The sequence below is a fragment of the Flavobacterium sp. NRK F7 genome (assembly GCF_024054195.1).
Taxonomy (GTDB): Bacteria; Bacteroidota; Bacteroidia; order Flavobacteriales; family Flavobacteriaceae; genus Flavobacterium.
The window spans coordinates 2,750,885-2,763,905 of sequence record NZ_JAMXLB010000001.1; the positions used below are offsets into that span (position 1 = coordinate 2,750,885).

Consider the following 13,021-nt stretch of genomic DNA (forward strand, 5'->3'; position numbering starts at 1 on the left):
ATAATTCACAAAGCACTTCAGCTACTAAATTATATAAACTTTGGAAAAAATTATGTAAGCATACCAACTGGTTTTATATCTAGCTTTGAATAACTAATAAAAAACCAACCATGTCTTATTTAAAACCAAATAATTCATTCATAACCAATAGTTTTATGAATGATATCAAGCAAAAATTTATCGACTTTTTTATAGACGTTGCCAATGTAATGTCGTATTTGAAAAGTGTGGCAAAAAATATTCTTCATTCCACATTTGAAAAAGGCGAATTCCTAAAACAATGTTATCAAATTGGAAATAAATCTGTTGGATTAATTTCTATTACGGGTATTATTATTGGATTAGTTTTAACCATTCAATCTCGACCTCCTCTAGTAGAATTTGGAGCAGTTGCTATGCTTCCAGGTATGGTTGCTATATCCATTATTAGAGAAATGGGACCTGTTATAACTGCACTTATTTGTGCAGGAAAAATTGGTTCCAGTATGGGAGCTGAACTAGGTTCTATGAGAGTGACGGAACAAATAGATGCCATGGAAGTTTCCAATACAAATCCAGTTAATTTTTTAATTGTTCCAAGAGTATTAGCCGCTACAGTAATGATACCTATTTTAACATTATATGCTGATGTCATAGGAATTTTTGGAAGTTGGTTGGGTGTGAATATCAAAGATGATGTAAGTCTCACTTTGTTTATGCATCAAGCATTTGATAGTGTTGAATTTATAGATTTACTGCCTGCTCTTATCAAATCTTTCTTTTTTGGAGCTGTTATTGGTTTAGTAGGATGTTATAAAGGTTTCAACGCAGGAAGAGGAACAGAAAGTGTGGGTGTGGCTGCCAATTCAGCTGTAGTAACTGCTTCTTTATTATTAATTATCGTCGACTTAATTGCCGTTCAAATAACTGATTTATTATGAAAAACGTATTAATCGACATAAAAGATGTAACCAAAAGTTTTGGAACACAAGATATTCTGAAGGGAGTTACTTTACAACTTTTTGAGAATGAAAATTTAGTGATTTTGGGAAAATCAGGAACGGGAAAATCGGTTTTAATTAAATGTATCGTTAATTTACTACAACTCGATTCAGGAAGTATTAAAGTGGAAGATTATGAAATAGCAAATAGCACAGATGAAGATTTAATTGAAGTTAGAAAAAAGATAGGTTTCTTATTCCAAGGTGCTGCATTATATGACTCCATGACGGTAAGAGAAAATTTAACCTTTCCATTAACGAGATTGGATAAAAAATTCTCAAAAGAAGAAATAACTCAAAAAATTGAAAAAGTATTAGAGGATGTTAGTTTACCAGAAGCTATTGATAAAATGCCTTCTGAATTATCTGGTGGTATGAAAAAAAGAATTGGTTTAGCACGAACGTTAATCGTAAATCCAAAAATTTTACTTTACGACGAGCCTACAACAGGTTTAGATCCGATTACATCAGATGAAATTAGTCAACTCATTAATGAAACCAAAAATAAATTTAAAACTTCGTCTATTATTATTACACATGATATAAAATGTGTACAAACTGTAGCAGATCGAATTATTATGCTAAAAGATGGCGTAGTATATAAAGAAGGAACACTATCTGAATTTGAAAACGATAACGATAGTTACATACAATCATTTTTCAACTAATAAAAAACAACAAACATGGAAACACAAAATAAATCATATAAAGTAAAATTAGGCTTATTTGTAAGTTTAGGCCTAACATTTTTAATTGTAATTATCTTTTTAATTGGTAGCCAACAAAATTTATTTAGCTCAGAAATAAAAATAAAAACCAAGTTCAGAAATGCAAGCGGATTGCAAGTAGGTAGTTCCGTTCGTTTTTCAGGAATAGATGTTGGTACGGTAGATAATGTTGAAATAATTAATGATAGTACCGTTCAAGTTGATTTATCCATTAAATCAGACGTAAAAAAGTTTATAAAAAAAAACAGCAAGGCCTCGATAGGTTCAGAAGGCGTGATTGGTGATAAATTACTAACTATATCACAAGGTTCATCAAATTCTAAAGAAATTGAAGATGGAGACATGATAGGCTCATTTGAACCTGTTGAAATGGATGATATTATGGCTTCTGTAAAAGTAACCGCTGAAAATGCTGAAGTGATTACAGACGAATTAGCCATTCTATTGACCGATATTAACGATGGTGAAGGGACCTTAGGTAAATTAATGAACGATGAAACTATGGCAGAAGATTTAGAAAAAACAATGGAAAATTTAAGAAAAAGTTCCAAAGGCTTAAATGAAAATATGGAAGCGGCTAAGCATAATTTTTTATTAAGAGGCTACTTTAGAAAAAAAGAAAGAGAGAAAAGAAAAGCACAAGAAGAGGCAGAAAAAGAAGCGGAAAAAAACCAAGAAGAAGCGGAAAAGAAATGATAAAACACTACTTTTTTGTTTAATAAACACAATTCATTTATTAAACATTTTTCTTACTTTTACTAAAATTTAAAAACAGTACCGTGAAATTATTTTTAAAGCTTGACACCAATGTTTTAGCAAAAAAAATTTTAGAAGAAAAATTACAAAGTTTCAATATTCGATTTGAAATTGTAAATGCTTCTGAAGTTTTGTTTTTAGAAAACATCCCTACTGAAACCTATCATCAAATTACGGCTTTGTTAGAAGAGTATGGGTTTGAAATAATTGAAAATCAGAAAAACATATTGGTTCAAAAAATCAAGGATGCCATTATTGAAATGGTATTTAATGAAGAAGCCCCAAATGTCAAAAGTTCCGTTTATTTGGCTGAGAAATTAGACCATAGTTACGGCTATTTATCCAATATTTTTTCAGAAGTAACCTATACATCTATTGAAAATTTTATTATTCTACAAAAAATTGAACTGACCAAACATTTGATTATAAATGAAAATTTAAGTCTTACCGAAATTGCCTTTAAATTGAATTATTCAAGTGTGGCGCATTTAAGTACTCAATTTAAAAACACTACTGGTATTACTCCTTCTGCTTTCCAAAGGATTATTACTAAAAGAAGAGAAATTGCTACAAAAAATATAAATTAATAAACTAAACTCATGCAGAAAGATTATATCTTAATTACGTTAGCCGATGATGACGAAGATGATCGTTTGTTTTTTACAGATGCTTTTGATGAATTAAAAATAAACACCGTTGTTAACACTTTTAAAAATGGTAAAGAATTATTAGATTTTCTACATCACCCAGAATCTGTTTTACCCAATATTATCTTTCTAGATTTAAATATGCCTATTCTGAATGGAATCGACTGTTTAAAAGAAATTAAAAAAAATCAGAAGTTTGATAATATCGCTATTGCTATCTATTCTACCTCATCATCCGATCAAGATGTAGAGAATACTTTTGTACTTGGTGCTAATATTTATATTAAAAAACCGAGTGATTTTAATACTTTAAAGAAAGTTTTATCTGAAGTAGTAACTATCAATTGGCAGTACCATACAAGTGGATTAAATAAAGATAATTTTTTATTACGTTTATAAAGAAAAACGGTATGAGAGAAAATAAATTTAAAACTTCAAAAGTTCATAAAATTATCTTTACTATCAGTTTATTTGTTGTACTATTTGTTGGTGCTGTTACCTATAAACACATTGAAAATCTTTCACAGTCATCAAAACTCGTAGTACATACTTATGAAGTTAATTTAGAGCTCGAACAATTATTCTCTTATATTAAAGACTCAGAAAATAGTATGAGAGGTTTTTTGATTACTAATGAGAGTATGTATTTAAACCCTTATTATACGGCTAATAGCAACATTAATGAGTCTTTTTCGAAATTAAAAAAATTAACCAAAGACAATAAAAAACAGCAACAAAATCTAAATGAACTATATGAAATTATAAAAAAACGTTTAGATTATAATGGAGAATATTCGGATCCCGACAATAATAAAAAAATCCAAAAGACAAAAAAGTTCAAAGAAGATTTTAATGAAAGTAGTCGCCTTTTGGTTGCTATTCGTAATAAAATTAATCAAATGACCGAAATTGAAGATTCTTTTTTAAAAAAAAGAAATTCAATTTATAATGAGCAAATCAGCTTAACTCCAGTTCTAACGCTAAGCATTTTATTAGTCACTATACTTTTAATTGTGTATGCGTATTATAAAACCAACAAAGATTTAGAAAAAATTAAAGAGGCAAACAATTCTTTAAACAAATCTTTTTTTCTGAATTCTCAAGCTGAAATTTTATCTAATTTTGGTACTTGGGAATGGGATTTAGTTACCCATGTAACAAAATATTCTGAAAATTTTTATCGCATTTTAGGTTACGAACCTTACTCTTTTCCTTCAACAAATGATAATTTTCTAACTTTTGTACATCCAGAAGACAAAGAAATTGTTTTAGGAATCATGGATCAAACCGTAAGAGAGGAAAACTTACCTCCTACTACTTTCCGAATTATCCGCCCTGATGGAGAAATACGCTATTTTAGAGCTACAGGAAGATTATTTGTTGAAAAATTAAAACATAAAACAGTTTTAGGTGTTACTCACGATATCACAGAAGAAATTAATAAAAACAAGCTTTTAGAACAAAATATACAAAGTTTAGAAAAATTAAATAACGAACTTATCATTTTCGATGAGTCGAGTAGACAAGCTGAAATTTTGGGTAATTACGGAAGTTGGATTTTAAATTTTGAAACCAATGAATTCATCTATTCCGATAATAAGTACAGATTGTTAGGATTTGAGCCTAAATCTTTTGAACCTAACTTGAATAATTTGTTGGATTACATTTATGAAGATGACCATGAATTAGTAAAAGAAGCGTTTGAAAATGCCTTAATTACAGGAGAAATCCCAAGTCTTAATTATCGAATTGTTCACAAGGATAAAGGAATAAGACATTTTAAAACGGTTGCAAAGTTATTTACCGATTTGAGTGGTATGGAAAGTATGATTGGAACTACTCAAGATGTTACGGAAGATTACCATAAAAACGAATTATTAGAAGAAAGAAATTACGAATTAGAACAAAACATAAAAGAATTAAGCGAATTTAATCATGTTGCCAGTCATGATTTACAAGAACCACTTCGAAAAATTCAAACTTTTATTTCTAGAATTAATGATAAAGAAAAAGAAAATCTAACCGATTTTGGAAAAGATTATCTCATTCGCATTGAAAAAGCATCAAGTAGAATGCGTATTTTAATTAACGACTTATTACAATATTCAAGAACCAATAGGGGTGATAATGTTTTTACACAAGTGGATTTAAATGAAGTATTAGCCAATAGTATTCTAGAATTATCTCAAAACATTGAAGATAAAAAAGCAATAATAAAATACGACTCTTTAGAGATTATAGAAGGCGTAGAGTTTCAAATGCAACAACTTTTTACGAATTTAATTAGTAATTCTTTAAAATATTCTAAAGAAGAGGTAGTTCCAGAAATAGTAATCAAATATAAAAAGGTAAAAGCTAAAAACGAGCCGATATTAAAAGAAAATTCTCATGAAGTATATCATAAAATTAAGTTTACAGACAATGGAATCGGGTTTGAACAAGAAAATGCTGAAAAAATCTTTTTATTATTCAATAGACTTCATGGAAAAACTGAATATCAAGGAACAGGTGTAGGTTTAGCAATTTGTAAAAAAATTGTTGAAAATCATAATGGTTATATTTTTGCAAAAGGCGTACCTGGAAAAGGGGCAACATTTACCATTTATATTCCTAAATATATTTAATAATGATAGATTTTAAGCGATTTTGGAAAGTATTGAAAAACACCTTTACAGGTTTTTTAGATAAAAAAATCTTAAAGCTAAGTTCTTCCTTAGCCTATACCACTGTTTTTTCAATTGGTCCTTTATTACTTGTTCTTCTATATCTATGTGATATTTTTTGGGGAAGAGAAGCCATAGAAGGTAGTATTTATAATCAACTGAAAAAATTTGTAGGGGAAGAAAGTGCCATACAAGTACAAGAAATGATTAAAAATTTAAGCATTTCAAATAGTACAAGTCTAGCTGGAATAATTGGGATTGTCATGTTAATTATTGGTGCTACTTCTGTTTTTGCAGAAATTCAAGATTCCATAAACACCATTTGGGACATTCGACCTAAAAAGAAAGCTTCTGGATTTTGGATATTTATAAAAGCTCGCTTATTGTCTTTTGGAGTTATTGGTAGTATTGGTTTTATTTTACTTGTTTCATTAGGTATTTCAGCTATTTTAGATACCATAAGTAATGAATTGACTTCTTATTTTCCCGAAGTGCTCTATTATGTGATTTATACCATTAATTCCTTAATCTCTTTCTTAGTTATTTCCTTTCTCTTTGGAGCTATTTTCACTATTTTACCAGATGCAGAAATTAAATGGAGACAGGTTAAATTTGCCTCTTTTACCACAGCTACATTATTTATAATAGGTAAATTTTTAATCTCATTTTATATTGCAAATTCCAATATAAATTCGGTATATGGATCTGCTGGTTCATTTGTAATAGTAATGGTTTGGGTATATTATTCTTCTATGATATTGTACTTTGGAGCACAACTAGCAAAATCGTATGCTGTGGAATATGCGTCTCCCATACAACCTTCTTCCTTTGCTGAATTTATTACAACCACTGAAAAAAAAAGTAATGTACAAATCTTACATGAAAATACTATTGATACATAATTCTTTATGATAAATAGTAATAATTAGTCATCAAACACTTCCCTAGGAAGTGTTTTTTTATGATTTTAATTTAAAAGACAATTAGAACTTGAAATTCTATAATTTTCTATAAAAATGATATAACATAAACCCCTATTATAACTAGTACTTTTGTAATGTAAGTTCTTAGAAAAGAAAATGAAATTTAATTTGTGAGTTGGTAAAATGGGAATGATATAAGCAATACAAAAAATGATGTAATACAGATTTTTTCATAATACACCAACTTTGTAATGTAATTAAAACGAATAAAATGAGAAAGACAAACCCCAAGAGAACGTTAAACTTCTATTTCATTCTGTGTAGTATTACACTATTGTCGGTTACTTCTTGTGTTTTTACAAATAATAAAAAAGAAGAAAGTATGCTAACCAAAACTAGTAATAATACAAACAATTATAAAAATGTAGAAGCAGAACTATTGGCGAAGTTTAATGAAAAGAATCTAAACTTAATTACAATAAGTAATCATGTTAAGGAAAAAGAAGTTCCTTTTAGAGTCAAATGCTTAGCAACAGAATTAATAAAGGAACAGAGTAAGATAAATAAAGTAATAAGCAAAATTACTTCAGAAAAATTAATAATCGTTCCAAATCTTAATGTTGAACAAAGCATCAATAGATTAGAGAGAACTAAAAAAGACAATTTCAACAGTGTTTATTTAGAAACTGTATCAAAAATTTTATCAAATCAAATACAGGATTTAACAGAATTATCAAAAACAACAAACGACATAGATTTTAAAATTTTAGCCTTACAAACTATAGTAAAATTAAATACATCGCTAGATAAGGTAAACCAAATAAAAATTGCAGAAACATGAAAAAATGGATTATAGCATTAGTTGTATGTATTCTCTTTACACTAATTGCAAATGCCACAATAGTAATGAGTAATTAAATTAATAAAAACCAAATACAAACATTAAAAAACAATTGACATGAAAAGAAGAAAAAAAATTGTAGCCACTTTAGCATTAGCCTTAATGACTTCACTAGGAGTTAATGCACAATCCGAAGACTCTAATGCAGAATTCGGAGTTAAAGGAGGAGTTAATTTCTCCAACATGTACACAGAAGATGTAGATGATAACAACGTTCTTACAAGTTTTAACGCAGGTTTCTATGCAAAGTTACCCATTTCAGATGCTGTAGCCATTCAACCTGAGTTATTGTACAGTAGAAAAGGTGCAGAATTAGTATATGACAATGCTTTTGCTGAAGGAACTGCTAAATTTAAATTAAACTACATTGAATTACCAATCTTGTTAAAATTAAACATTACAGATAGTTTCAATGTACACGCAGGGCCCTACTTAGCCTATCTTGTAAATGCACAAGTTACTAATGAAACTGACAGTGGAACATTCGATTTTGAAGACAACTATGATAATGATGATTTCAACAAATTCGATTATGGTTTATCTGCTGGTGTAGGTCTAGATTTTGAATCAATTGGAATTGGAGTTCGATACAACTATGGTTTACAAACTGTTGGAAAAGATAGAGAATTTGCTGGAACCACCTATACAGTTCCAGATGGAAAAAATAGCAACTTAAGTTTATACTTAGCCGTTCGTTTAAATTAATAACAATTAAAATTTAATCAAGATGTCAAATTTATTATATCTCGTTGCAGTCATACTGATAATTGGCTGGGCACTAGGGTTCTTTGTGTATAGCGTGGGTTCATTAATACACATATTATTGGTAATCGCTATCATAGCAATTATCGTTAGAATTATTCAAGGAAGAAGAATTTAAAAAACATATTAAAAATCTAAAAAAAAGAAATTATGAAATCAAATAATGCAATATTAGGAGTAGTAGCTGGATTAGCAGCTGGAGCAGTTATCGGAGTATTATTAGCACCAGATAAAGGATCAAACACGAGAAAAAAAATTGGTAAAAAAGCCAATGAGTTAAAAGATAACCTAAAAGAAGGTTTTGACAACACAGTAAGTACACTTGAAAAAAAATATGGTGAACTTCAAGAGAAATACAATTTCCTTTCTGAAAATATCGATGAGAAAATTCAAGAAGGAAAAACAAAAATAAAAGAAGAATTATCAAAAATCTAAGTAAAACAAGATGGAAAAGATAGCTACAAATTTCGAAATGCTTTTAGAAAAGGCACAAGATTACACAAAATCTAGCATTGAATTATTTAAATTGAATGCCATTGATAAAACAGCAGACATAACTGCCTCTTTAACTTTTAGATTAGCATTTGGTTTAGTTGTAGCTATGTTCTCCTTGTTTATCAATATTGGAATTAGTTTATACATTGGAAAACTACTTGGAGAAACATACTTAGGTTTTCTTATTGTATCTGGATTTTATTTGGTTCTTGCCATTCTAATATTTGTTTTTAGAAAACAATTAATTAAAGTGCCAATAACAAATATGGTTATTAGAAAACTTTTAGAAACTAAAATCAGATAAAGATGAAAAGGATAGACGAAAATCAAATTCTAGATGAAAAAATTAGATTACTAGAAATTAAACGAAATCATGATTTTGAAATTTTACGTAATCAATTTAATGAAACCTTAGATAGCTTAAAACCAGTCAATATTGTAAAAGAAACAATAGCTGATTTTAAAAAATCAAAAGAAATAAAAAGTTCTTTATTGGAAACAACTTTAGGAATTGCAGGAGGTTACTTAACTCGAAAAATGATGATTGGAAAATCTGCAGGAACACTAAAAAAAATAACAGCTACAATTGTACAGTATTTGGTTTCCAACTTTATTACAAACAAGGCAGAACAAATAACTTCAAAAGAAAAAGAAGACAAATTAGAGCCCAGTACTATTCAACAAAATTAAAGGTAATTAATTATTTAACAGTGGCTTATTAGACTCAATTTATTTGTTCTTATAGCTTCCTTTAAAATAAAAATTATGTAAAGGATTACAAAAATTATATAAAAAGTAATCGAATAAACTGGACTAATTTTACACTATAATAATAACATAAATAAAAAATAAAGATGAAAAACTTAAAAATCACATTAGGACTATTAGCTGTAGCAGTATCATTTACTGCTTGTACAGATGAGAAAAAATTACAAGCTGAAAAAGATGTTGCTATGTATGCAAATTATGTAGACTCAGTAAGCAACGTTGAAATGAATCAAGCAGCTAACGATTGGGATGAAATCCAAAAAGATTACGATCGTTTAAAAATGAATGCAGAAAACTCTTTAACTGGAGTTGAAGAAGATCAAAAATTAAAAGAATCTATTGATAATGCTACTGTAAGATATGAAGAATACAGAGTGAAAGTAGTTACTGAAAAAGAAAAAGCAGACGCTGAAAATGCAAAAATGACGATGCGCAAAACACTTTTAGGACCAACCTATGATGGTTCAGCAGATATGACTTTTGCCTGGGTTAATAAAGATAACATTTTAAGTGTTTATGACAACTTTGTAACTACTGTTGAAAATAACAAAGATTCGTATTCAAGAGAAGATTGGGACGAAATTAAATTACTGTATGAAGCGTTAGATACTAGAAAAAATACGGTTGAAAAAGAAGGTTTATCGTCTGAAGATAATAGAAAAATTGCAGCTTTAAAAATCAAATTTGCTCCAATGTATACTGTAAACAGAATTGGTGCTAAATCTGAAGAAAACGAAGAAGCTAAAAAATAATCCCATTGGGATAAAAGTAAAACAGCAAGCTTTTACTTGCTGTTGTTTTTTCAATAAAAAGGTTTTAGTTATTGAGAGCCGTTTGAAAGTTAATTTCAAACGGTTTTTTTATTTATCAGTATGATATAATGGAATTTTAATACCTAAATGTACATCTACCGCATTTGAGTAACCAAATAAACCATTAAAAAGAGAACCAGAACCTAACGTAATGGGTCCAGCTCTAAATCCAAATCCAGATAAAAAACCAGAATCTTCAACCACTGAAAACGGCAAATAAATACTAAACCATCTCGATTCATATCTTGGAGTCATACTAAAAGTATTCTTAATATAATTCGAATTAGGCTTAGTCTCTTTATTCATATTCAAATCGGTATTTACATTCAAATAGAATTTTTCATACGCATTCCAATCAGCATTAAAATGAAGTGCTGTTGGCAAAGAAACGTTAAAAGACTTACTTTCACTAATTCTGGTGTAATACGAATCGAAATCATCATTAATCGCATATTCTGCATCAGTATAAGAAGCATCAGCTTCATAAACTACTTTTTCACCTTCTTTAAATTTAATATTTCCAATATCAGTTACAGAAACTCCAAATTTTACTAAATACTTATTATAAGCATTACTAGAATTAGCATTGGATTCATTGGTTCTTAATTCATAGGTAAAACCAATATCGGTTCCAAAACCACTTCCTCGATTGTCAATAGGGTCGTCAAAATTTTCTAAACTACTAATATTTCCTGTTTCAATTTCACCAGAAGTAGTAGTTGTATTCGTTAATTCTAAACCGGTATAATCATAAGTAATTGACAAATTTCTAGCTTTAATATAACCTGAATACAAACCCCCAATATATTTCACAGAAACCCCTCCTTTTATAAAATGTCTCTCATTATTAAATAAAATTCTCGCATATGACAAACCCACTTCAAACCAAGAATTCGTAGCAATGCTAAAATTTTGATTTTGAATATCAATATCTTCTTCAATATCTTCTTGTATTTTTTCTAAAAATAGACCATTGATTTCTGAAGCATGTCCAATACCTCTCGCTCTTGTAAAGAATCCGAAAGTACTATTATCATCAATATTTAATAAAAAAGAAGGGCCTAAAAAATCAACATTGGTATACAAATTATTATTATCTGAAGGCGTCTTCTTTGCATACGCTTCAAAATCAGAATTACTTAATAAATCACCAATTTTAACCGCATAATAGTCGCTACCTGCAAAAAAACTACCTGAAACAATATTAATATCCGATTTAAAACGTGAATCTGCAATATTCGCTGGGTTATTCATAACACTGTAAATTCCAGCATAATTATCATATTGACTCCCAAAAAAAGATTGAGATTGCAACGTAGTACTTAGTAATAAAACAGCTACTAAAAAAGCATTCTTTATCATAAAACTTGGATTTAGGGTTATAAAAAAAGGCTATAAACATCAGTTTATAGCCTTTCAAAAATACTATTTTTTTTTAAAATACTTCGGTCTCTTTTAGTTTTTCTGTATTGGCAACTAACTGAAGTTCATCCACAATTTTATGAATATCACCATTCATGATATTACCTAAATCATATAAAGTTAAACCAATTCTATGATCTGTAACACGACCTTGTGCGTAGTTGTAGGTTCTAATTTTTGCAGAACGATCACCACTACTCACTTGTGAAGTACGTTTAGAGGCATCTTCTGCTTCTTTTTTTGCTAATTCTAATTCGTATAAACGAGAACGTAACACTTCTAAAGCCTTATCTTTGTTTTTATGTTGCGATTTTTGATCCTGACATTGTGCCACTAAACCTGTAGGAATATGAGTTAAACGCACTGCCGATTTTGTGGTGTTTACAGATTGACCTCCAGGTCCAGAAGAACAAAAGAAATCAACTCTTACATCGTTCATATCGATTTGTACATCAAACTCCTCTGCTTCTGGTAAAACCATAACGGTAGCTGCAGAGGTGTGTACTCTACCCTGCGTTTCCGTTTGAGGAACACGTTGCACACGATGTACCCCTGCTTCATATTTTAAAGTTCCATAAACGTCTTCACCAGTTACTTCAAAAATAATCTCTTTAAAACCACCAGAAGTTCCTTCGTTCATATCTACCACTGAAGTTCTCCATCCTTTGGACTCACAATACTTCGTATACATTCTATACAAATCTCCAGCAAAAATAGAAGCCTCATCGCCACCAGTACCTGCACGAATTTCCACCATTACATTTTTAGCATCTTCAGGATCTTTAGGAATTAACATGAACTTAATTTCTTCTTCCAATTGAGGCAATCTTTCTTTCGCTTCATCTAACTGCATTTTAGCCATTTCTACCATTTCTGGATCAGAACCATCTGCTAGAATTTCATTCGCTTCTTTAATATTACCATCTAATACGATATATTCGTCACGCTTTTCTACTAAAGCCTTTAAGTCTTTATACTCTTTATTTAATTGTACATAACGTTTTTGATCCGCAATAACATCAGGTTGAATAATCAAATCTGATATTTCATCAAAACGTTGTTTCACATATTGCAATCTATCTAGCATAGTATACTTTTATTTGGAGTGCAAAGTTAATAAAAAAATCATTCTCTTATTACAGTTTATAATTGACATTTTTACCA

The 13,021-nt window shown here is 29.3% G+C and carries 16 protein-coding genes; 14 read left to right on the forward strand and 2 right to left on the reverse strand.

Annotation, left to right across the window (positions count from 1 at the left end; translation table 11 throughout):
- Positions 1–110: 110 nt before the first annotated feature.
- The 14 genes from NHF47_RS12435 to NHF47_RS12500 all read left to right on the forward strand — a co-directional run bounded on the left by NHF47_RS12435 (position 111) and on the right by NHF47_RS12500 (position 10,375).
- A complete protein-coding gene (locus NHF47_RS12435; RefSeq protein ID WP_256477034.1) occupies positions 111–920 on the forward strand; it encodes an ABC transporter permease in 810 nt (269 codons plus the stop codon).
- Positions 917–1,648 (forward strand): ABC transporter ATP-binding protein, encoded by a 732-nt coding sequence (locus tag NHF47_RS12440; protein ID WP_252765232.1) that lies wholly within the window; start codon positions 917–919, stop codon positions 1,646–1,648. The genes NHF47_RS12435 and NHF47_RS12440 overlap by 4 nt, the downstream gene beginning before the upstream one ends.
- A 15-nt stretch (positions 1,649–1,663) precedes the next feature.
- Entirely contained in the window at positions 1,664–2,404 is a 741-nt protein-coding gene (locus tag NHF47_RS12445; RefSeq protein WP_252765233.1) for an MlaD family protein, read from the forward strand.
- Between the two features lie 83 nt (positions 2,405–2,487).
- Entirely contained in the window at positions 2,488–3,051 is a 564-nt protein-coding gene (locus NHF47_RS12450) for an AraC family transcriptional regulator (RefSeq protein WP_252765234.1), read from the forward strand.
- Between the two features lie 12 nt (positions 3,052–3,063).
- Positions 3,064–3,510 (forward strand): response regulator, encoded by a 447-nt coding sequence (locus tag NHF47_RS12455; protein WP_252765235.1) that lies wholly within the window; start codon positions 3,064–3,066, stop codon positions 3,508–3,510.
- 11 nt (positions 3,511–3,521) lie between these two features.
- Positions 3,522–5,735, forward strand: a complete 2,214-nt coding sequence (locus NHF47_RS12460; protein ID WP_252765236.1) for a PAS domain-containing protein — start codon at positions 3,522–3,524, stop codon at positions 5,733–5,735.
- A gap of 2 nt (positions 5,736–5,737) precedes the next feature.
- Positions 5,738–6,676: a YihY/virulence factor BrkB family protein gene (locus NHF47_RS12465; RefSeq protein WP_252765237.1), complete on the forward strand. Its 939-nt coding sequence runs from the start codon at positions 5,738–5,740 to the stop codon at positions 6,674–6,676.
- A 403-nt stretch (positions 6,677–7,079) separates the two neighbouring features.
- Positions 7,080–7,538 (forward strand): DUF4142 domain-containing protein, encoded by a 459-nt coding sequence (locus NHF47_RS12470; RefSeq protein ID WP_252765238.1) that lies wholly within the window; start codon positions 7,080–7,082, stop codon positions 7,536–7,538.
- A gap of 117 nt (positions 7,539–7,655) precedes the next feature.
- Positions 7,656–8,303, forward strand: coding sequence for a porin family protein (locus NHF47_RS12475; RefSeq protein WP_252765239.1), 648 nt, complete (start codon positions 7,656–7,658; stop codon positions 8,301–8,303).
- A gap of 22 nt (positions 8,304–8,325) precedes the next feature.
- Entirely contained in the window at positions 8,326–8,478 is a 153-nt protein-coding gene (locus NHF47_RS12480; RefSeq protein ID WP_140996895.1) for a lmo0937 family membrane protein, read from the forward strand.
- A gap of 32 nt (positions 8,479–8,510) precedes the next feature.
- Positions 8,511–8,795 (forward strand): YtxH domain-containing protein, encoded by a 285-nt coding sequence (locus NHF47_RS12485; protein WP_252765240.1) that lies wholly within the window; start codon positions 8,511–8,513, stop codon positions 8,793–8,795.
- Between the two features lie 10 nt (positions 8,796–8,805).
- The gene (locus NHF47_RS12490; protein WP_252765241.1) at positions 8,806–9,159 is read left to right on the forward strand and encodes a hypothetical protein; all 354 of its coding nucleotides are present in this window, start codon (positions 8,806–8,808) and stop codon (positions 9,157–9,159) included.
- 2 nt (positions 9,160–9,161) lie between these two features.
- Complete coding sequence (locus NHF47_RS12495; protein WP_252765242.1) at positions 9,162–9,545, forward strand: hypothetical protein; 384 nt, start codon at positions 9,162–9,164, stop codon at positions 9,543–9,545.
- Positions 9,546–9,709: 164 nt separating this feature from the next.
- Entirely contained in the window at positions 9,710–10,375 is a 666-nt protein-coding gene (locus NHF47_RS12500) for a DUF6565 domain-containing protein (protein WP_252765243.1), read from the forward strand.
- A 108-nt stretch (positions 10,376–10,483) separates the two neighbouring features.
- Here the strand turns inward: NHF47_RS12500 and NHF47_RS12505 are convergent, their stop codons facing one another.
- Complete coding sequence (locus NHF47_RS12505; protein WP_252765244.1) at positions 10,484–11,797, reverse strand: DUF5723 family protein; 1,314 nt, start codon at positions 11,795–11,797, stop codon at positions 10,484–10,486.
- A 73-nt stretch (positions 11,798–11,870) separates the two neighbouring features.
- On the reverse strand, positions 11,871–12,944 hold the full coding sequence (gene prfA, locus NHF47_RS12510) for a peptide chain release factor 1 (RefSeq protein ID WP_140996902.1): 1,074 nt from the start codon (positions 12,942–12,944) through the stop codon (positions 11,871–11,873).
- Between the last annotated feature and the right edge of the window lie 77 nt (positions 12,945–13,021).